This is a genomic window from Alkalibaculum bacchi (assembly GCF_003317055.1).
GTDB lineage: Bacteria > Bacillota > Clostridia > Eubacteriales > Alkalibacteraceae > Alkalibaculum > Alkalibaculum bacchi.
In genome coordinates this window covers 88,059-108,866 of record NZ_QNRX01000006.1, presented here as the reverse complement: position 1 = coordinate 108,866, position 20,808 = coordinate 88,059, and the positions used below count along the sequence as shown (strand labels likewise).

At 34.6% G+C, this 20,808-nt stretch carries 20 protein-coding genes; 18 read left to right on the top strand and 2 right to left on the bottom strand.

All coding sequences use genetic code 11. The features are described 5' to 3' along the window. Position 1 precedes the first annotated feature (1 nt). The 14 genes from DES36_RS06005 to DES36_RS05940 all read left to right on the top strand — a co-directional run bounded on the left by DES36_RS06005 (position 2) and on the right by DES36_RS05940 (position 12,603). The gene (locus tag DES36_RS06005; protein ID WP_113920318.1) at positions 2 to 634 is read left to right on the top strand and encodes a methylenetetrahydrofolate reductase C-terminal domain-containing protein; all 633 of its coding nucleotides are present in this window, start codon (positions 2 to 4) and stop codon (positions 632 to 634) included. A 71-nt stretch (positions 635 to 705) separates the two neighbouring features. Beyond that, positions 706 to 1,587, top strand: coding sequence for a methylenetetrahydrofolate reductase (locus tag DES36_RS06000; RefSeq protein WP_113920317.1), 882 nt, complete (start codon positions 706 to 708; stop codon positions 1,585 to 1,587). Positions 1,588 to 1,788: 201 nt separating this feature from the next. Beyond that, a complete protein-coding gene (locus DES36_RS05995) occupies positions 1,789 to 3,726 on the top strand; it encodes a sensor histidine kinase (protein ID WP_170128197.1) in 1,938 nt (645 codons plus the stop codon). A 692-nt stretch (positions 3,727 to 4,418) separates the two neighbouring features. After that, positions 4,419 to 4,670 carry an AtpZ/AtpI family protein gene (locus DES36_RS05990; protein WP_113920315.1) on the top strand — a complete coding sequence of 84 codons (252 nt, stop codon included), beginning with the start codon at positions 4,419 to 4,421 and terminating at the stop codon, positions 4,668 to 4,670. Then, positions 4,642 to 5,070 carry an ATP synthase subunit I gene (locus DES36_RS05985; protein ID WP_113920314.1) on the top strand — a complete coding sequence of 143 codons (429 nt, stop codon included), beginning with the start codon at positions 4,642 to 4,644 and terminating at the stop codon, positions 5,068 to 5,070. Before DES36_RS05990 ends, DES36_RS05985 begins: the two co-directional genes overlap by 29 nt. Then, positions 5,054 to 5,719: a F0F1 ATP synthase subunit A gene (gene atpB / locus DES36_RS05980; RefSeq protein WP_341457123.1), complete on the top strand. Its 666-nt coding sequence runs from the start codon at positions 5,054 to 5,056 to the stop codon at positions 5,717 to 5,719. The genes DES36_RS05985 and atpB overlap by 17 nt, the downstream gene beginning before the upstream one ends. 52 nt (positions 5,720 to 5,771) lie before the next feature. Beyond that, entirely contained in the window at positions 5,772 to 6,023 is a 252-nt protein-coding gene (gene atpE / locus DES36_RS05975; RefSeq protein WP_113920313.1) for an ATP synthase F0 subunit C, read from the top strand. A 147-nt stretch (positions 6,024 to 6,170) separates the two neighbouring features. Then, positions 6,171 to 6,674, top strand: coding sequence for a F0F1 ATP synthase subunit B (atpF, locus tag DES36_RS05970; protein ID WP_170128196.1), 504 nt, complete (start codon positions 6,171 to 6,173; stop codon positions 6,672 to 6,674). Continuing rightward, on the top strand, positions 6,671 to 7,231 hold the full coding sequence (gene atpH, locus DES36_RS05965; protein WP_113920311.1) for an ATP synthase F1 subunit delta: 561 nt from the start codon (positions 6,671 to 6,673) through the stop codon (positions 7,229 to 7,231). Before atpF ends, atpH begins: the two co-directional genes overlap by 4 nt. After that, the gene (gene atpA / locus DES36_RS05960) at positions 7,228 to 8,730 is read left to right on the top strand and encodes a F0F1 ATP synthase subunit alpha (RefSeq protein ID WP_113920310.1); all 1,503 of its coding nucleotides are present in this window, start codon (positions 7,228 to 7,230) and stop codon (positions 8,728 to 8,730) included. Before atpH ends, atpA begins: the two co-directional genes overlap by 4 nt. A 19-nt stretch (positions 8,731 to 8,749) precedes the next feature. Next, entirely contained in the window at positions 8,750 to 9,625 is an 876-nt protein-coding gene (gene atpG / locus DES36_RS05955; protein ID WP_113920309.1) for an ATP synthase F1 subunit gamma, read from the top strand. 39 nt (positions 9,626 to 9,664) lie between these two features. Then, a complete protein-coding gene (gene atpD / locus DES36_RS05950) occupies positions 9,665 to 11,068 on the top strand; it encodes a F0F1 ATP synthase subunit beta (protein ID WP_113920308.1) in 1,404 nt (467 codons plus the stop codon). Between the two features lie 12 nt (positions 11,069 to 11,080). After that, positions 11,081 to 11,473, top strand: a complete 393-nt coding sequence (atpC, locus tag DES36_RS05945) for an ATP synthase F1 subunit epsilon (protein WP_113920307.1) — start codon at positions 11,081 to 11,083, stop codon at positions 11,471 to 11,473. Positions 11,474 to 11,700: 227 nt separating this feature from the next. Next, a complete protein-coding gene (locus DES36_RS05940; RefSeq protein WP_113920306.1) occupies positions 11,701 to 12,603 on the top strand; it encodes a DMT family transporter in 903 nt (300 codons plus the stop codon). A 195-nt stretch (positions 12,604 to 12,798) separates the two neighbouring features. On the opposite strand, the gene DES36_RS05935 is transcribed toward DES36_RS05940, so the two are convergent. After that, the gene (locus DES36_RS05935) at positions 12,799 to 14,436 is read right to left on the bottom strand and encodes a Na/Pi cotransporter family protein (protein WP_113920305.1); all 1,638 of its coding nucleotides are present in this window, start codon (positions 14,434 to 14,436) and stop codon (positions 12,799 to 12,801) included. 528 nt (positions 14,437 to 14,964) lie between these two features. On the opposite strand from DES36_RS05935, the gene gltX reads away from it, so the two are divergent. From gltX to DES36_RS05920, 3 genes are all read left to right on the top strand, one after another. Then, positions 14,965 to 16,608, top strand: a complete 1,644-nt coding sequence (gltX, locus tag DES36_RS05930) for a glutamate--tRNA ligase (protein ID WP_113920304.1) — start codon at positions 14,965 to 14,967, stop codon at positions 16,606 to 16,608. Positions 16,609 to 16,945: 337 nt separating this feature from the next. Continuing rightward, positions 16,946 to 17,698 (top strand): AzlC family ABC transporter permease, encoded by a 753-nt coding sequence (locus DES36_RS05925; RefSeq protein WP_113920303.1) that lies wholly within the window; start codon positions 16,946 to 16,948, stop codon positions 17,696 to 17,698. Continuing rightward, positions 17,695 to 17,997: an AzlD domain-containing protein gene (locus DES36_RS05920; RefSeq protein WP_278278695.1), complete on the top strand. Its 303-nt coding sequence runs from the start codon at positions 17,695 to 17,697 to the stop codon at positions 17,995 to 17,997. Before DES36_RS05925 ends, DES36_RS05920 begins: the two co-directional genes overlap by 4 nt. Positions 17,998 to 18,220: 223 nt before the next feature. On the opposite strand, the gene DES36_RS05915 is transcribed toward DES36_RS05920, so the two are convergent. Then, positions 18,221 to 19,885: a Na/Pi cotransporter family protein gene (locus DES36_RS05915; protein ID WP_113920302.1), complete on the bottom strand. Its 1,665-nt coding sequence runs from the start codon at positions 19,883 to 19,885 to the stop codon at positions 18,221 to 18,223. 260 nt (positions 19,886 to 20,145) lie between these two features. Here DES36_RS05915 and upp point away from each other — a divergent pair, with 260 nt between their 5' ends. Further along, a complete protein-coding gene (upp, locus tag DES36_RS05910; RefSeq protein WP_113920301.1) occupies positions 20,146 to 20,787 on the top strand; it encodes a uracil phosphoribosyltransferase in 642 nt (213 codons plus the stop codon). The last annotated feature ends 21 nt before the right edge of the window (positions 20,788 to 20,808 follow it).

Genomic DNA, 20,808 nt, shown 5'->3' with positions numbered 1-20,808 from the left:
TATGTTAATTACCCAACTAAAATCAAAAGATGCGATAGCATCCTTAGCACAAGGAAAAACTTTTGTTATAAACTGTCATGGATGTAAAGAAGTTTATTTTCCTGAATACCAAGCTGATGAATTACAAAAAGAATTAGCAGCTGAAAAAGATATTACTGAAATCATGACAAGAGACTATATATGCAACCCAGATCATTTGCAATTGCAACTTGAAAAATATATGGATAAAGTCAAAGATGCAGACACAGTCCTCGTATGTTCTTGTGGTGTAGGCGTGCAAACTGTGGCAAAATACTTAGAAGAAAAAAGAGTATTTTCAGGTTGCGATACTTATCCTTTACCAGGATTTCAAGGAGTCACTCCTCAGGAGCTTGATTGTGCTCAATGTGGGGAATGTTATCTGAATTATACTGGAGGAGTTTGCCCTATTACCGCATGCTCAAAGAGCTTAGTAAATGGCCAATGTGGCGGCTCCAAAAACGGTAAATGCGAAGTCGACAAAGATATGGAATGTGGATGGGAACGCATTTATAGAAAACTTGAGAAGTTAAATAAACTAGATACATTAAAGCATCCAACAAAAGTACGAGATTACAAAAAGCCTTTTGATTTTTCAACTAAAGATGGAGAATAAACACAAAATTGGCTATTCTATCTGCTTTTGTTTCTAGCTAAGATTATTTATGATAAGGGGCGATTTAAAAAATGAGACTTACTGAGTTATTTGAACGTGGCGAGTTTGTAGTTACTGCAGAAGTTGGTCCTCCAAAGGGGATTAATATAGACCATTTAATTGATGAAGTAAATACCTATTTAAAAGATAGAGTAACAGCAGTTAATGTTACAGATAATCAATCATCTGTAATGAGACTAGGCTCTTTAGCAACATGTAAAGCATTTAAAGATGAAGGTATACCACCAATATTCCAAGTTACTTGTAGAGACCGAAATCGTATCGCGTTACAATCCGATATCTTAAGTGCAGCAATGCTAGGCATTGATAATTTACTGCTTTTAACAGGTGACCACACTACACTTGGAGACCACCCACAATCAAAACCTGTTTTTGATTTAGATTCTGTATCTTTAATTCATGCAGTAAAACAACTTGAATCAGGCGTAGACCTTGCTGGAAATGAGCTTGTTGGAGAACCTCCTAAATTTGCTAAAGGAGCTGTTGTTTCACCTTGTAGTGATTCTGTTGATGTTCAACTGGCAAAAATGGAAGCAAAAGTTAAAGCGGGTGCAGATTACTTCCAAACACAAGCAGTTTACGAACCTGAAAAATTCATTGAGTTTATGGAAAAAGCGAAACAATTTGGCGTACCAGTTATGCTAGGTGTAGTTATTCCTAAGAGCGTAGGAATGGTAAAATTCATGAACGCAAATGTAGCTGGTATACACGTTCCAGATCATTTGATTGAAGAACTTAAAAAAGATAAAGAAAAGACAAAAGCTGGTATTACTGGCGTAGAAATCACTGCACGTATTATTAAAGAATGTAAAGATTATTGCGATGGTTTACATATCATGGCATTAGGCTGGGAATCTAAAGTTCCAGATATCCTTACATTAGCTGGACTTTAATAAAGTTTTGTATTATATAAAACTATAGAAAAACTACTCTCTGTTGAGGATATGTCCGTACTTAGTAGAGGGTAGTTTTATTTTTTGATAAAATAGTCCATAAAACGATTTTGTTTGCGAACCTTTGACAATTTTCAACAAAAAGAAATGATAAAATAATATAATATTTACATGCACATAAAGCTTTAGGGGGGAATGTATATGCTTGCAGATATTAAAAAAAACTTTTTACAAAATTATAGAATTATTGTAGTACTTGTTGGGTTATTATACCTTAGTACAATTAATTTTGATCTCTTTCAGTATGTAGTCGAAATCATGGGAATCGCCATAGGCGTTATGATTGTTGCTATATTTCATAATTCTAAACAGTGCAATCTACATAATAATCAGTTTGGAATACTAGGTATTGGATACATTTCTATTATTTTATTTAATTTCTTACATATGATTACAAAGAAGAATATGCCTTTTTTTGATATAAATTCTAATAATCTCTTTCTACAATTTTATATAGTTGCTAAATACATGAATGTCATTACATTGTTATTATTCGTGACGAACTATCCTAAAAAACTGAATATAAAGGTGGTACGCGCTATTTATTTTTCCATTTCTATTTTGTTGCTTCTGTCTATATTGCACTGGTCAAACTACCCAGTTGTTTATATTGATGGGGTTCGTTCGGCAAGTTTTAAAAAAGCTAGCGAATTTCTTATTAGTGTTGGTTTAATTTGTGCGGTGATGATTTTGGTAAAAAAGAAAGATCAACTTCATCCAAATACTTTTACGTACTTACTCTACTGTTTGATATTTATGCTTTTCACAAGTATACCTTTTACCCTATTCAAAGAAACTGGAGAAGATGTGACCGTAATTGGTCACTTGTTTCAAACAGTTTCTTTTTATTGTATTTATAAAGCTATTGTACAAATAAATATGAAGATTCCTCTTAAAAAACTTCAAGAAAGCAGAGAAAAATATGAGAATCTCGTCCAATTATTGCCAGAAGCAATATTTGTATATTCCAAGGGAAAAATCGTGCTAGCGAACCCTGTTGGATTGAGCATATTAGGTTTGACGAGCCAGGAAGAATTAGAAGAAAGTTGTTTGTGGGACTATATCGAAGTAAAAGAAGAGTCAATTATCGGAGGTACAGATTACAAGAATCAAGAAGCAGACTTGATACAAAAGGACGGAACAAAACTAAATGTATTGATTACGACCACTCCCTACGATGTAGATAGTACCTTAATCATCTTACAAGATGTATCAGAATATAAAAAGGCAGAGCGCATGAAATTAGAATTAGAAATCCAGCAAGAGAAACTAAAAACAACTTTAGAATACGAAGAGCTAAAAACAAGTTTTTATATAAATATGTCTCATGAATTTAAAACTCCCATAAATATTATATTAGGCGTCATACAGTTATTGCAGTCAGAAAATCCACCAGAAGAATGGGACAAGTATTTAAATGTTGCAAAGCAAAATAGCTATCGCCTATGGCGACTTATAGATAATCTTATGGATGTTTCAAAAATCAATGCCAAAGCTTATGAGGTGGTAATAGCTGAAAACAATATCGTGCAAATAGTAGAAGATATGGTGCTGTCTGTGGCAGAATATATGAACCGTAATGCCTGTGGCAATCAGATATCAATTACTTTTGATACAGATGTAGAAGAAAAAATCATACCATTTGATCCTGATCTTATCGAAAGGATATTATTAAATTTACTTTCAAATGCAATAAAGTTCTCAAAGAAAAATGGAAATGTACTGGTAGATATTCAAGATGGGGAAGAATACATTACCATAATTGTAGAAGATGATGGAATAGGTATTCCAGAAGATCAAATAGCATCTATATTTAGATGTTTCGCTAAAGTAGATGACTCCTTAACAAGAAGATGTGAAGGCAGTGGCATAGGCTTATCTATTGTACACGCTTTTGTAAAGATGCAAGGAGGCAAGATAGAAGTATATAGTAAACCAAATTGTGGGAGCAAGTTTATCATACAATTGCCAATAGGGAAACAAGAGAAAAATGACAATGAAGTAAAAGTATTGCCTATTCGCTCAGAATTGATTCCTATAGAGTTTTCGGATATTTATTCGTTGACGTCGAATTTTTGAGTTTTGAGAAAACGTTTACCCTTTAAGAAAAAAACTATTAGAACGGCTATTTTTGGTTCATTTAGTTCATTTTAATTGATCTTCCGCAAAAAGAATTGTCTTCTATATTACAAAATTAATGGGTTGCAGGTACTTTTTAACTTTATAGTCGAGATAAAACTTAGTTAATTAATATACAAAGATAAGCCCTGCAGAAGACTGTAAGGCTTTTCTTTCAAGACAATGGCTTAAAAGAAAAGCCATTAAATTTTAAGATTTTAATAAGAATAGTAAAAAAAAGCTACATATAATGCTATTAAATATGAAATTTAAATTTATAAATATTTGTGGCTAAAAGCATAGAAGTATTGATTAATCTAAAAAGATGTTATATACTATATTCATAAACACAAAAAAACAATATGATGCAAGCGAATATGGATTGGTTGTTTTATTACTTATTGAAAAATATAGCTATAATTTCATAAGTGATAATTTTAACAAAAACCTAGAGTTCTTCATAGGATTAGACCTTATTCATACTTAAATCAAAGCTCTTAAAGCTTGATTTAATTCTCGTTATCAAGTGTAAAATCCGCATTTTGCATATTAAAAATGACCAACATATAAAAACTAAAAGAAAATAAGATAACAGTGATAATTGCATTGAATAAGATGATACGTATTATTCAAAACTAGAAATGGAGAAGACCATGAGTAGAAATAAAAAACATCCTTTGGCAAATCTCGCCTTATTGACTCATATCGGAATATCGATGTTTGTACCTATTATTGGATGCTTCTTCCTAGGTAAGTACTTAGATACGGTGTTTTCAACAGGAAATATACTTTTGCTAATTTTTACGATTTTAGGTGTATTGACAGCTTTTCGAAATTTATTTGCAATTGGATTAGAGTCTGGACCAAAACGAAAGGATGATACCTATAAAAGAATTAGAAAATAGAACTATCATAAAAAGATCTGTAATTATAGGAGTTTGTCTAGGGATTATTTCTTTTTTTTTAATGGATAATGGAGCTACTTTTGTTAGAGGAATTGCTTTTGGTCTGATTTTTAGTTTATTAAGTTTTCGTTTATTAGAATTAACCCTTAAAAAGTCTATTAAAATGCATCCTGTAGGGGCGACAAAATATATAATTTCTCAATATTGTATAAGGTATCTTTTAACTGGAGTGGTTGTTTACATATCTCTGACCAATCCAAAAATCAATATAGTAGGAACAATAATTGGATTATTCATATTAAAAATAGTTATAGTTTTATCCAGTATTGTTTCAAAAAAGAAAGAAGTTAAAGAAGTTAATAATGTAGAAGGAGGTGATATATTTGGCAGAAGGTCCTAAGATTTATGCTGAAATACTTGGCATTCAGATTACTACGTCTACCATAAATATGTGGATGGTTATGGCTGTAATTATTATATTATGCGTAGTATCTACTCGAAATTTGAAGACAGTACCAGGAAAAATGCAAACCATTTCAGAGTTAATCGTCACTACCATGAATAATATGGTGGAATCTACTATGGGAAAAAAGAATATGAGTTTTACTCCTTATATGCTTACTCTTATAGTATACCTAGCTTTTGCAAATACCGTAGGGCTGATTGGTATGAGACCACCTACCGCAGATTTGAACATGACACTAGCACTATCCATACTAACCTTTATTTTGACACAGTTTTTTGCTATTAAGTCAAAGGGAATAGGTACTTATTTAAAGGGCTACATAGAGCCGTTTCCTTTTCTTCTCCCTATGAATATTATGGGAGAATTAGCAAATCCCATATCTTTAGGTTTCCGTCTATTTGGTAACTTGCTTGGTGGAACCATTATTATGGGTTTGCTCTATACAGGATTAATGAATTTAATAAAACTTCCTTTAGTGATCCCAATTGTAGCTCATGCCTACTTTGACATCTTCTCGGGATTATTGCAGAGTTTTATCTTTGTTATGCTATCCATGGTATTTATTGCTATGGCCATGGATTAAATGAGTTGATTTAAATCTAATTAAATAATATTAAATTTAAGGAGGAACAAAAATGATAACAGGAATAGAAATAATTAAAGCGTGTTCAGCATTAGGTGCAGGATTAGCTATGATCGCAGGTTTAGGACCTGGTATTGGTCAAGGTTTTGCGGCAGGAAAAGGTGCAGAAGCAGTAGGTCGTCAACCAGATGCAGCAGGAGAAATTACAAGAACCATGCTATTAGGTCAAGCGGTTGCAGAGACAACAGGGATTTATGCTTTAGTTATTGCATTGATTCTTATATTTGCAAATCCATTTATTTAAATCTTTTGTATCAATTCTGCTGCTGTCTAGGACCGAAGGGACGACGAGAGCAGCCTAGAAGTGAGCATGTCAGGCACGTCCAAGAGAACGAGCAGGAGTGAAGTTCGATTGGATACGGGCAACGGCTTACTGGAAAGGAGGTTTATCTTGGAAAACGCAAGTTTGGTTACCGCTAATGTAAAAATGATCATATTTAATATGCTTAACTTTCTTATATTGTTCTTTATTGTAAAGCATTTTTTCTATGAAAAAATAAATGGTTTTATTCAGAAGCGATCTGATGACGTGTCTTTAGAAATGAAGAATGCACAAGCATTAAAAGCAGAAGCAGAAGGATATAAGGCAGAATACTCTGCTAAATTAGCCAAAGCTGAAGAGCGCTCAAAGGAAATCATTGAGGAAGCGATCAATACAGCGAAAGATAGAAAAAGTGAAATCATTGAAGAAGCAAATAAAGAAGCAATGAAAATTCAAGAGCGTGCAAAAGCTGAAATCAATTTAGAAAAGAAAAAGGCTTTAGAAGAGGTCAGAGGAAATATTGTTGACTTAACAATGTATGCTACAGAAAAAGTTATAAAAGAAAGTTTACACAAAGCAAAACACGAACAATTAATCTTGGATTCCATCAAAAAAGTTGGTGAAGTCAAGTGAGTTTAGGAAGCAGAAGATACGCTACGGCACTTCTAGAAATCGCTAAAGAAAACAATATATTAGATGAAATGTACCAAGAACTTGAAATGGTAGTCGGAGAGTTGACAAAGGAAAAGAAAATGTGGCAGCTTATGACGAGTGCTCAAGTTCAAAAGGAAGAGAAAGAGGAAATTCTTCAAAAAATATTTGAAAAAAGGATCCATAATTTCTTATATAGTTTTCTAATGGTTTTACTTAAAAAGAATCGATTCTTTGAATTAGAACTTATATTTTTAGCCTTTAAAGAAAGTTATTTAAGTGAAAAAAACATCTTGGAAGCCTCTGTTCTTTCGGCTATTAAACTTACAGACGAGCATATGCAAAAAGTTCAAGAACAGCTTGAAAAGAGAACGAGAAAAAAGGTAATAATTAAAAATATTATTGAAGAATCTATCCTTGGTGGTTTGGTCATCTATATAGGGGAACAAGTTATTGACGGAAGTGTACGTAATCAGTTGAATGTATTACGAAGCAATTTGCAGAATATTGGATTAGAAGAAACAGAGGTGATTAAGTGAATCTTAGGGCTGCAGAAATCAGTAAAATTATAAAAGAGCAAATACTGCAATACGAGCAAAAGCTAGAGGTAAGAGATATTGGTACTGTTCTTCAGGTAGGAGATGGAATCGCCCGAGTACATGGCATAGACAACGCCATGGCTGGTGAGCTGCTTGAGTTTCCTAATGAGGTTTATGGCATGGCCCTAAACTTAGAAGAAGATAATATTGGTTGCGTTCTTTTAGGGGACGATAGCAGTATTGTTGAGGGAGATATCGTAAAGAGCACGGGTAAAATTGTAGAGGTACCAGTAGGAGAGGAACTTATCGGACGTGTTGTCAATTCATTGGGACAAGCCATCGATGGAAAGGGCACGATACATACCAATAAGTCACGACCTATTGAAGTAAAAGCTTCTGGCGTTATTGAGAGAGAATCCGTCTCGCAACCACTGCAAACGGGATATAAAGCTATCGACTCTATGATTCCTATTGGAAGAGGTCAAAGGGAATTAATTATCGGTGATAGACAGACAGGAAAGAGTGCTATCGCTATTGATACAATTATCAATCAAAAGGAAGAAGATGTTATTTGTATCTACGTAGCTATTGGTCAAAAAGCTTCTACAGTAGCTCAAGTTGTAGGAAAGCTTGAAGAACACGGCGCAATGGATTATAGCATCGTAGTAGCAGCAACTGCTAGTGAATTATCTCCACTTCAATACATTGCACCTTATAGTGGCGTAACGATTGCTGAGTATTTTATGGAAAAGGGAAAAGACGTACTTATTGTCTACGATGATTTATCAAAACATGCAGTAGCTTATCGTACCATGTCTTTATTATTAAAACGATCACCAGGAAGAGAAGCCTATCCAGGGGACGTATTCTATCTGCATTCTAGATTATTAGAACGTGCGGCAAAACTTAAGGCTGGCGGATCTATTACGGCTCTTCCTATTATAGAAACACAAGCAGGAGATATTTCGGCGTATATTCCTACTAATGTTATTTCAATTACAGATGGTCAAATATTTTTAGAGTCTGAACTGTTTTTTGCAGGAGTCAGACCAGCGGTTAATCCAGGAATTTCGGTATCTCGAGTAGGTGGAGCAGCTCAGATAAAAGCAATGAAAAAGTTAACAGGACCTCTCAGAATTGAATACGCCCAGTATAAAGAATTAGCAGCTTTTGCCCAATTCGGATCCGACTTAGATGAAGGTACGAAAGCTCAGCTCGAAAAAGGGGAACGTATCGTAGAACTCTTAAAGCAAGATCAATACTCTCCTATGAAGGTTGAGCACCAAGCTATCGTCATTTACGCTGTTACCAATGACTATACAAAAGACATTCCTTTAGATCAATTCAAGGAATTTGAAAAGCAGCTTATTGGTTTTGCAGATAGACAATATCGTGAACTCCTTCAAAGCATTAAAGAGGGTCAAGGTCTTACAGATGAAATGAACTCACAAATTGGTGAGATGATTCAGAAATTTAAACAAGGCTTTAAGGGGATCTAAGGGAAAGAGGTGAAAATCTATGGCTGATAATATGAGGGCAATTAAAAGGAGAATTAAGGGCGTAAATAGTACAAAGCAAATCACACATGCAATGGAATTAGTTGCATCGTCCAAACTCCGAAAGGCCAGAGAAAAAGCTGAAGCCAGAAGGGCATATTTTGATGAGATGATTCAAACGGTTAAAGAATTAGCTTCTCAACAAATTGGAAAACCGACAAGCCCTTATTTAATGAAAGGTCAAGGTAAGAAATCTCTAGTCATTGTCATTACAGCAAATAGAGGTTTAGCAGGTGGATATAACAATAATGTAATTAAATTAGCCCTTTCCCATAGAGAAAACAAGGATGATATGAGTTTTATGGTTATAGGGAAAAAAGGTATAGAATTTTTCAAAAATAGGGATTACCATGTTGCTTCTACGTTTCATGTAAATACAGAAGAACCTTCCTATCAAGAGGCTAGGCAGATAGGAGAAAAGGTAATTTCTCTATTTGAATCAGGAGAATTCGATGAAGTATATATTGCCTATACAAAATTTATATCTACTATTAGTCAAAAACCTCAATGTGTACGGATGCTGCCTTTAGATAAGGACAGTCTGGAAACAACAAATAATGAAAAAAGTAAGAGTATTTCAGCCACAATGCAATACGAACCTAGCGAAGAAAGTGTACTTGAATATATCATTCCCAAATATATCATGAATACCATTTATGGTGCTATGATAGAGGGAGCCGCAAGCGAACAAGGAGCAAGAAGAATTGCAATGGAATCAGCTACAGACAATGCGGAAGAAATGATTGAAGGGCTAACCTTGAGTTATAATAGAGCAAGGCAAGCACAGATTACACAAGAAATCGCTGAAATCGTTGCAGGGGCAAATTCTGCAAAATAAAATTTGAACACAAGTAAACAAGAGATTGGAGGCAAAAGAGTGGCTAAGAACATTGGATATATTACACAAGTCATCGGCCCAGTCATTGACGTAAAATTTGAATTTCAAAACTTACCCAAGCTATACAATGCCATAAAGATAGATAACCATGGAAAGCCCCTCATCGTTGAAGTAGCGCAGCACTTAGGAGACGATGTAGTAAGATGTATTGCCATGGATTCTACAGATGGCTTAAAAAGAGGAGATGCAGCCGAAGACACAGGTTCGCCTATTACGATACCTGTTGGAGATACTACATTAGGACGAATGGTAAATGTATTAGGAGAGCCAATTGATGGAAAACCTCCTATCAAAAGCAAAATGAAATACCCTATTCATCGCCCTGCACCATCCTTTGAAGAGCAACAAACAGAGCCAGAGATTTTAGAGACTGGTATAAAAGTTGTAGACTTAATCGCACCTTATACTAAGGGAGGTAAGATTGGATTATTCGGTGGAGCAGGTGTAGGTAAGACTGTTTTAATCCAAGAGTTAATCAATAATATAGCGAAAGAACATGGAGGACTCTCTGTTTTTGCTGGAGTAGGTGAGCGAACGAGAGAGGGAAATGACCTCTATTATGAAATGATTGAATCAGGCGTTATCGAGAAAACAGCCTTATGTTTTGGTCAAATGAATGAGCCTCCTGGAGCGAGAATGAGAGTTGGTCTAACAGGACTTACTATGGCAGAGTATTTTAGGGAAGAAGCAGGTCAAGACGTTCTCCTGTTTATCGACAATATATTCCGTTTTACTCAAGCAGGTTCAGAAATTTCTGCTCTTTTAGGAAGAATGCCAAGTGCGGCAGGATATCAGCCTACTTTGGCTACAGAAATGGGCGCATTACAAGAGAGAATCACTTCTACTAGTAGAGGATCCATCACCTCTGTACAGGCAGTATATGTTCCAGCGGATGACTTAACAGACCCGGCTCCAGCGACAACATTTGCGCATCTAGATGCTACAACGGTACTAAGTCGATCTATCGCAGAAAAAGGAATTTATCCAGCTGTAGATCCTCTTGATTCAACATCTAGAGCATTGGATCCTAAAGTTGTAGGTGAAGACCATTATCAAACAGCTAGGGAAGTACAAGAGATACTACAAAGGTACAAGGATCTGCAGGATATTATAGCTATACTAGGTATGGATGAACTGTCTGACGAAGATAAGATTATCGTTAGCCGTGCTAGAAAAGTAGAACGATTCCTGTCACAACCTTTCCATGTAGCAGAGCAATTTACTGGTTTTGAAGGTAAATATGTGCCTATCTCTGAAACGATTAGAGGTTTCCAAGAAATTTTACAAGGAAAACACGACGATCTACCAGAAGCAGCATTCTTACTTGTTGGAACCATTGAAGATGCTGTGAAAAAAGCTCAATCAATGAAAGCATCGAAATGAGGCTAGGATAATATGGCATTTAACTTACAAATCATTGCGGTAGATCGAGTTTTTTTTGAAGGGGAAGTAGGCAAAATCATCCTAAAAGGTACTGAAGGAGAATTGGCTGTATTACCCCACCACACCCCTCTAACTACAACCCTAGCGGAAGGTGAAATAAAAATATTTCTTGAGGATAAAACAAAAAAAAGTGCAAGCTTAATGGGCGGATTTGTAAAAATCGGAAAAGATAAAACTGTGATTTTAACTGAAGCAGCAGAATGGCCTGGTGAGATTGACGTAGACAGGGCATTAGCTGCAAAGGAAAGAGCAGAGAAAATGCTAAAAGATTCTAATGCAAATCAAGCTAGAGCAATGGCTGCCTTAAGAAGAGCTCTCGTACGATTAGATTTAACGGAAAAGTAATTGCTTTTACTTCTAAAAGGATATTGTGTGTTAATATTCTTTTAGAAGTATTTTTTTTGATGAATTACTATGCAATTCTTTGTAGGGCCTTTCTGCGAAAATTTACTTAAGAGCAGGTATTCTTATAAAAAATATGATACTATTGTAGATGATTTTAAGAAAGAAATTCATTTTTAGTTGTTTGAAGACGCAGTTATGGTACAAAGTAAAAATCAGGGGGATATTTTATGGGAGGTTATAATAAAAAAGTATATATATCAGTAGCCGTGTATACATTGATTGTCGGTTTATCATTTATGTTCTTAAAAATTGCTTTAGAGTCAGCAGATCCAATTGATTTATTAGCATATCGATTTTCAGCTGCATTTATAGGTCTTTTCATTGCGTATGGATTTAGATGGATTAAGGTTGAATTTAGCAAAGAAAGAATGATAAAAATCATCCCCATATCTCTATTTTATCCTTTGGGCTTTTTTTCGTTGCAAGCATTTGCTCTTCAATATATTTCTTCCGCAGAAGGAGGCATTTTACTAGCTGCATCTCCTATATTTACATTGATTCTAGCAACTTACTTTTTAAAAGAGAGGACGACGATTTTTCAGAAGTTTTCAATTTTAATATCTGTAATAGGTGTAATGTATATAGCAATAAATAAGGGGATTAATCTAGAATTTAATAATTTAAGGGGCACAGTTTTAATGCTATTAGCAGCTTTATCTACATCTAGCTATAGCGTTATGGCAAGAAAGATGAGGAAGGACTTTAGCCATCTTGAAATAAGCTCTATTATGATTTTAATTGGTTTTATTGCTTTTAATGTGTTGTCTGCAGGTAAACATATCACGAATGGTACATTAAGTGACTTTTTCGTACCTTTATCAAATCTTAGTTTTATAATATCTATAATGTATTTAGGTGTACTTTCTTCTTTAGGAACATCCATTATGAACAACTATATTTTATCTAAAATAGAAGCCTCTAAAATGGGCGTTTTCGCTAATTTATCTACGATTATTACAACCATTGCAGGAGCAGTGTTCTTAAAAGAAACAATTGTATATTATCACATAATAGGCTCCGTTCTTATTATAGGAGGGGTCTTAGGAGTTCATTTTTCAGATAAAAAATAGTGTGGATTGAAAGAAGACTAGGTATTTGCTTTATTTTGCAAATGCCTAGTCTTAAAGAAGTAGTAACTAGAGCAAAAGAAAAATTCTATTATTTAAAGACCATAATATGCTTATCATTATTTCTTTTAATAGTAAAATGACCTTAAAGGAGCATCCTAATACTAGTGACTAAATACTAAAGTGTCCAAGCACTTTTTATAAATGTGACAACAAATTTTCATCAACTAAAGTCATATAGACTTTATACAAGTGGTCTGCCATTCGTTCCATGTGACCAATTAAATCTACAAATATGGCTCCAGATTCTACATTACATATATCGTTTTCAAGTCGTTTAATGTGATTATCAAGTAGTGCGTTATAAAAGGAATCTGCTTGATCTTCTAATCTCTTCATTTCATCTACCTTAGAGTAATCACGGTTTTCAATACTATCTATAGTGATAGAAATCATTGTTGTTAAAATATTTTTATATACATCAATTTCTTTTTGTGATAGTTCTGAAAAAGGTAATTGTTTATCAACTTTGGTGCTGATATTTTTTAAGTATTCTATGGTACGATCTCCAACTCGTTCGATATTATTAATGGAATTTATAAAGGCTGGTATCATAGCAGAATATTGATTCGTAAGTCCTTGCTTTGATATGTCTACTACAAAGGATGTAATATCAATTTGTATCTTGTTTAAGATATCTTCATCTTTATTAATTTCATCCAAGCATTTCATGCTATTTTCATAAAGAGCAGTAAGGGATTTATCGATCATATGCTTGACTATGTCTAATGCTCTAAGTGTCTCCTGCAATGTAGCCTGAAATGCGGCTACTGGCGAAGTTAAAAGATTTTTGTCTAAGTGTTCAAATGTGTCTTCATTCTTATCTACAATTATTTTTTCTAAAAATGTAACATATACTTTATGGAATGGCAAAAACACCAATGCACTTACTACATTAAATACAGTATGAGAGTTGGCAATTTGAAGCCCAATTTCTGAACTGCCATACATAATTTGAGTAAAGAACTCTATGAGATTGATAAAAGGTCCAATTAGAATTGCACAGATCGCAACGCCAATAATATTGTATAAGGTATGTGCCCAAGCGGTTCTTCTAGCATTAATATTACCAGTTGCACTGGCTAACTGAGCAGTAATACATGTACCGATATTATCTCCAAGCATAATGGCAATCGCACCAGGTAAGGTGATAACACCTGCCTGTCCTAACATGAGCACTAAACCAACGGTAGCACTACTACTATGAACCAGAGCAGTGGCAACTGCACCTAGTATAATCCCTATTATAGTAATAGAGGCATAATCTTGGAAGAACAATCGGATGGACTCGCTTTCTTGAATAAACGGAACACCTGAGTTTAAAATCTTTAAGCCTAAAAACATTATGCCAAATCCCATGATGGCACTGCCTATATTTTTAATAACGTCTTTCTTTGCAAAATAAGATATAGCAAAGCCTAGACCTAAAACAGGTAAAGCTATTTCTGTAAGTTTAAATTTAAAACTAAATGCCATGAGTTGGGCTGTAACAGTGGTACCAATATTGGCACCATAGATAATTCCAATAGCTTGAGATAGGTTCATTAAACCGGAATTAACAAAGCCGACAGTTAATACAGTTATAGCCGTACTGCTTTGAACGAGTACAGTCGTTGCAATACCCACAAAAAAAGCGCTCCAGATATTTCCGGTTAGAACAGACAATATTTTTTTCATTAGTTTTCCAGAAGCTCTCTCTAAGCCGTCTCCCATCATGTCCACTCCATACATGAGAAGGGCGGTCCCACCGATAAGACCAAAAATAAATTCTATCATTCATTTCCTCCTAAATTATTTTGCATTATTTACAAATGCGTGTCGAGTTTAGTAATAATATGTAATAAATACAGAATCATTTTATATTAAGTGCCATTGTTCTGCAATGAATATTTTACATAGAATCAAAATAAAACATCTTGAAATTTACAATTTTGTTATATTAGTAATCTTATTGGATATGAAGTCTTTATATTCTTTATATTATTACAAATAATTAGAAAACCATAGAATTACTTAATAAATTAGTGTATAATTATTGGGTGAAATCAAGGGTTGGATTCCCTTATACGTCACCATTTTGTATATAAGGACGGTTTTTCGTGTAATAGACGAGGGAAGCCGTCTTTCGTTTCGTTTAGCGAAAAGCTGAATGTGGAAAGGAAAAACTCACTGAGGGTGACAAAACTTCCGCTTTCAGCATTCAGCGCTTTTAGAATGACGTAACATTTAGAAACTGCTAAAGCCAGTAACAAAGCGTGGAAGTCGCTTACTATATATAAAATATAAAAGAATCGAGGATGAAAAATGGACAATAAAAAATTAGCTGAATTGCTTTTTCCAGAAATAACAAAGTCAATATCTTATTACGAAGATACTGTATTTCCTAATAGAAATTTAAGTGAGAGGGCGAAAGTTACACGATTGGCGCCAAGTCCAACAGGTTTTATTCACTTAGGAAATCTTTATGGAGCTTTTGTAGACGAACGCTTGGCTCATCAAAGCCATGGCGTATTTATGCTTCGCATAGAAGATACAGATGAAAAAAGAAAAGTAGAAGGTGCTGTAGAAACCATCATCTCCTCCTTAGAGTATTTTGACTTAAAGTTTGATGAAGGCGCTACAATTGATGGAGAAATAGGGAATTATGGACCTTATTTTCAAAGCCATCGAGGAGAAATCTATCAGACTGTCGCCAAGTATTTAGTAGAAATAGGTAGAGCCTATCCGTGTTTTTGCTCAGAAGAGGAATTGGCAGAAATCAGAAAACAACAAGTAGAAGAAAATGTGAACACAGGTTACTACGGTAAATGGGCAAAAGACCGAGATTTGACTTTAGAACAAATTACAGAACATCTAAAGAACAATAAACCATATGTTCTGCGCCTAAAATCCATGGGGAAAGAAGAAGACACCTTTGAAATAGAAGATGCCATTAGAGGTAAACTTACAATACCTGTAAACAATCAAGATATCGTCATCTTAAAGGCTAACGGCATTCCTACTTATCATTTTGCGCATGTAGTAGATGATCACCTAATGAAAGTTACTCATGTAGTAAGAGGTGAAGAGTGGCTTTCTACTTTACCGATTCACTATGAGTTGTTTACTTTATTAAAGTGGGATTTGCCAGTGTATTGCCATACAGCTCATTTAATGAAGATGGATGATGGAGTGAAGAGAAAGCTTTCTAAGAGAAAAGATCCTGAATTAGGGCTAAACTATTACAAAAGTCTAGGTTATCATCCTGCATCGGTAAGAGAGTACTTGATGACGATTTTAAACTCAAACTTTGAAGAGTGGAGAATTGAAAATCCAGAGAAGGATATTAATGAATTTGAATTTACCTTAAGCAAGATGAGCAACTCAGGTGCTTTATTTGATTTAGACAAACTGAATGACATTAGCAAAAATGTTATGCTTAAAATACCAGCAGAAGAAATTTACGAATTTTTCCTACAATGGGCTAAAGAGTACAAGGGCGATATCGTAGCGTTATTGACTGCTCACAAAGAAGAGGTTGTAAAATTATTATCTGTTGGAAGAGAAGATCGCAATCCACGTAAAGATTTAATCTACTGTGAGCAAATTCTTGAATTTATCTCTTATTACTTTGATGAATTCTTTAAAGTAGAAGATTCTTATCCTGAAAACATGGATGAATCTGAAGCAAAGATGCTTTTAAGAGCTTATTTAGATACCTATAACCACGGTGACGATCAAAGTGAGTGGTTTGCTAAGATTAGAGAAATTGCTGTAGCCAATGGATACGCTGCAAAACCAAAAGACTTTAAGAAAAACCCAGATCAATACAAAGGTCATGTAGGCGACGTAAGCACTGTTGTTCGACTAGCGATAGTAGGCAAAGCAATATCTCCAGATGTGTGGTCTATACAGCAGATTATGGGTGAAGATCGGGTTATGAAGAGATTAGAAAAGGCAATTGGATAAATAGGTGGTAAGGTGGTAAGGTGGTAAGGTGGTAAGGTGGTAAGGTGGTAAGATGGTTAGCAAAACCTCCTCTCGCCTTCGGGCGAGGTAAAGACCTAAGCGCTTACCCCACGTCATCCAGAACGAAGTGAAGGATCCGTGCGAATTAACTACAAGAATTCACAGTATGTAAACTCTGATAATTCATTTATAGAATGATAGAACAAAAAAGTAACACTGGCGCATACTCGAAAGAATGTGAGATCCTTCGTCTCAAGCTCCTCAGGATGACCTAAGCAGTAACTAGGGTTAATTTAGTGTATCCAGGCACTTTCTTAAAAATGGAGGTTGTAGTAGAATGGACACAAATTCCATATGCAAAAGAGACAGAAACACTCCTTTAGATAGAACCTTTATCATAGATGTAAAAGATGGTTTTAAAAAAGGCATGCCTATTATGCTTGGCTATATACCTGTATCTTTTACATTTGGTTTAATGGCTGTACAGGGAGGAATTCCTGTTTGGATTGCTTTAGTAATTTCTATGACGAATCTTACATCAGCAGGTCAGTTTGCTGGAGTAAATCTTATTATTGGTGGAGGTTCTTTATTTGAACTTTGTGTGAGTATGTTTGTTATTAATATTCGCTACATGCTTATGTCCTTATCTTTATCTCAAAAGATTATGCCACTGTCCCTTATAAAGAGAGCAGCTATTGCCTTCGGCATAACAGATGAAATATTTGCAGTGGCTTCTTTAGAAAAAAGACAAATTACATTTGGCTATATGATGGGGCTTATTGGAGGACCCTACTGTGGCTGGGCTCTTGGAACCCTTCTTGGAGGCTTGACAACTTCCATTTTACCTCCTGTTTTACAAGACTCTATGGGAATTGCACTATACGCTATGTTTATAGCTTTAATCATTCCAGCAGCTAAATATTCTAAAGCAGCTCTAATAGTAATACTTGTAGCTGTAGGAATTAGCTCTTTATTTACATATACTCCTGTTCTAAAAGAAATTTCCATAGGTTGGGTAGTTATTTTAGCGGCAGTGGTGGCATCAGCATTGGGCGCTTTGCTTTTTCCTAGAGAGGATGAAGAAACTTGAATAATATATTGCTTCCAGTGGCTATGATGGCACTTATCACTTATGGCATCCGATTTTTGCCTCTAGGCCTTTTTACAAAAAAGATTACCTCTCCATTTATTAAGTCCTTTTTATACTACATACCATATGCTGTCCTTGGAGCTATGACTTTTCCTAGTATTCTTTACTCCACAGAAAATATGTATTTTTCTTTAGGGGGAACACTAGTAGCAATTCTTCTTGCATATTTTGAAAAAAGTCTTTTGACTGTTGCAATAAGTGCTGTAATGACCGTTTTAGTTTTAGGGCTTTTATTTTAGATAGGATTATGGATGGATTTGAGAAAATAAGGATGTAAAAGGAGCAAATTACTTAGTAATTTGCTCCTTTTTTTAAGCGAATAGGAAAGTTCTACTTTTAAATTTTACTACTATATAAGTTATCTTTATATGTAGTTGAATCTTTGACCTGCCAGACTTGAACCTAGCACTGATGGCTAGAAGCTGATTGCTGATATCTAAAATGCCAAAGGCACTTTCTTGCTTAATCTAAAATCAACTCTGCTATATTGGTAGCGTGATCTCCTATTCTCTCTAAATTACCTATGATGTCTAGGAAAATCACACCAGTAGCTGGCTTACATATTTGTTTATTCAGTCTGTCGATATGGCCTGTCCTTAATTGCTCTTCCATAGTGTTAATTTCTTCTTCCTTCTTAAGGACCTTTACAGCCATAGAACGATCATATGTCTCAATGGCTTTAATAGCATTTTGGCTCGTCTCAATAACGGTACTCATCATTATTTTTAATTCATCAACTGCTGTATGACTAAAACTAACCTTATTATCAATACGATACTGAGCTAGTTCAGCTAAATTATCCGCATGGTCGCTGATTCTCTCTATATTGTGAATACAATTATATAAATTTAAAACACGGTTATTTTCTTTCTCAGATAAAGATTTATTTGATAATAGTACTAGATACTCGGTAATATCTTTCTCAAATTCATTTACTAGTTTTTCTCTGGTTCGAACTTTTTCAGATAAAACCTCATCTTTGTTTAGAAGAGCGTCTACAGACTGGGCCAAATTTTTATTAGCTAGACTACCCATTCTTACTACTTCCTTCACTAATTGACCAATGGCAATAGACGGATTTTGCATCATACGCTCATCAAATTGGACCCTAAGTTCCTCAGGATTAATTTGATCCGGCAATAATCGGTCTATAAAGCGAACCATCGGAGTCATAAAAGGAAGCAAAATAAGCATATTAGAAGTATTAAATATAGTATGGAAATTAGCAATTTGCCTATTTATATCAGGAATGTTTTGACGACTGCCTGATATAGCTGTCAAAAATTCGTAAAACGGATTATTGCCATTTGTAAGAGAATTAAGTACTCCTAATAATATCATCATACAAATGGAACCAGAGATATTGACAAATAAATGTATGATCGCAGCTTTCTTAGCTGTTACGCTGGTACCAATACAGGACAATAACGCAGTTGCGCAGGTACCAATATTTACCCCTAATATAATAGGGATAATGATAGCTAGGGGGCTTGTTCCAGCTATGCCATCAAAAGCACCAGATATGGCTACTGCTTGAAGTAGACCAACTGTAGCACTACTGCTTTGTATAATAGCTGTAATTCCTGCACCAGCTAGTAAACCAAGAAGAGGGTTCTGCCCAAAAGAAATTAAAATATCAATAAATCCTTGATTATCTCTTAATGGTCTCATAACATCAGACATGGTATTAATGCCTACAAATAATATACCAAAACCCAAAATAATTCCACCGATTTGTCGGCTTCTCTTCTTCTTTGCAAAGAGCGATACAAGTACACCTATACCTATAAATAAGGGTGCGATACCTGCAATATCAAATGCGATTAATTGTGCGGTAATTGTAGTACCAATATTAGCACCAAGTATGACACCAGCAGCTTGCATTAAGTTCATTAGTCCAGCATTAACAAATCCAACAATCATTACCGTTGTAGTACTAGAGCTTTGTACAATCATAGTCACAACAGTACCCACAAAGATCGCCATAATCCTATTATTTGTTAAAATTTCTAAAAGACGTTTCATTCGATCCCCGGCAACGGATTTTAAACCATCTGACATAAGATTCATTCCATAAATAAATAGTCCCAAACCTCCTATGAGACCAATCGTCATCTCTAAAGTCATCTTGTCCTCCTTAATAATAATAATAACCTACAATATGATAACAGATAAATCGATAAAATTAAACAAATATTGCTTGTGATTAATGTATTATTAATATTATCAGAATATAAGTGATATTAGAAGTAGGATTTTTTATTGTGAATTGTTTTAAACTAGGTAATTTAGTATTAAGACTTATTATATTTCATGTACAAAAGCGACATATTGTGCTAAAATAAAATGAATTTTAGACTAATAGATTTACGTAGGAGGAGCTTATTATGATAGATGAACAAGACAATGTGTATATTTTTAATCACCCAATGATTCAACACAAAATCTCGCTTTTAAGAGATAAAAATACCAACTCAAAGTCCTTTAGAGAATTGGTAGAAGAAGTATCTATGCTGATGGCTTATGAAGTTACAAAAGACTTTCCATTAACAGAAATAGAAATTGAAACACCTATAGCAAAGACAAAGACGAAAGTTTTAACGGATAAAAAAGTTACCCTAGTGCCAATTTTAAGAGCTGGCTTAGGAATGGTAGAAGGAATGTTAAAAATAATTCCAACTGCAAGGGTAGGTCATATTGGATTATATCGCGATCACGATACAAAACAACCTGTAGAATATTACTGTAAACTTCCTGCAAATGCAGATGAAAGTGAAGTAATTGTACTTGATCCAATGTTAGCTACAGGTGGTTCAGGATCTGCTGCTATTCAGTTCATCAAAGATAGAGGCGTTAAAAACATAAAATGGGTTTGTATTATTGCTTCAGTAGAAGGTGTTGAAAGAATACACAAAGACCATCCAGATGTTCCGATTTTCTGCGCTGCAGTAGATCAAGATCTAAATGAAAACGCCTATATCGTTCCAGGATTAGGCGACGCTGGAGATCGAATTTTTGGAACAAAATAAGTTCTAAGTTGTAAGATCTAT

Coding starts and splice junctions, on each gene's coding strand:
- DES36_RS05990 (WP_113920315.1), top strand. CDS start 4,419: ATGAGTAGAAATAAAAAACATCCTTTGGCAAATCTCGCCTTATTGACT.
- atpG (WP_113920309.1), top strand. CDS start 8,750: ATGGCTGATAATATGAGGGCAATTAAAAGGAGAATTAAGGGCGTAAAT.
- atpC (WP_113920307.1), top strand. CDS start 11,081: ATGGCATTTAACTTACAAATCATTGCGGTAGATCGAGTTTTTTTTGAA.
- gltX (WP_113920304.1), top strand. CDS start 14,965: ATGGACAATAAAAAATTAGCTGAATTGCTTTTTCCAGAAATAACAAAG.
- DES36_RS06000 (WP_113920317.1), top strand. CDS start 706: ATGAGACTTACTGAGTTATTTGAACGTGGCGAGTTTGTAGTTACTGCA.
- DES36_RS05985 (WP_113920314.1), top strand. CDS start 4,642: ATGATACCTATAAAAGAATTAGAAAATAGAACTATCATAAAAAGATCT.
- DES36_RS05940 (WP_113920306.1), top strand. CDS start 11,701: ATGGGAGGTTATAATAAAAAAGTATATATATCAGTAGCCGTGTATACA.
- DES36_RS06005 (WP_113920318.1), top strand. CDS start 2: ATGTTAATTACCCAACTAAAATCAAAAGATGCGATAGCATCCTTAGCA.
- DES36_RS05935 (WP_113920305.1), bottom strand. CDS start 14,436: ATGATAGAATTTATTTTTGGTCTTATCGGTGGGACCGCCCTTCTCATG.
- upp (WP_113920301.1), top strand. CDS start 20,146: ATGATAGATGAACAAGACAATGTGTATATTTTTAATCACCCAATGATT.
- atpE (WP_113920313.1), top strand. CDS start 5,772: ATGATAACAGGAATAGAAATAATTAAAGCGTGTTCAGCATTAGGTGCA.
- DES36_RS05915 (WP_113920302.1), bottom strand. CDS start 19,885: ATGACTTTAGAGATGACGATTGGTCTCATAGGAGGTTTGGGACTATTT.
- DES36_RS05925 (WP_113920303.1), top strand. CDS start 16,946: ATGGACACAAATTCCATATGCAAAAGAGACAGAAACACTCCTTTAGAT.
- DES36_RS05995 (WP_170128197.1), top strand. CDS start 1,789: ATGCTTGCAGATATTAAAAAAAACTTTTTACAAAATTATAGAATTATT.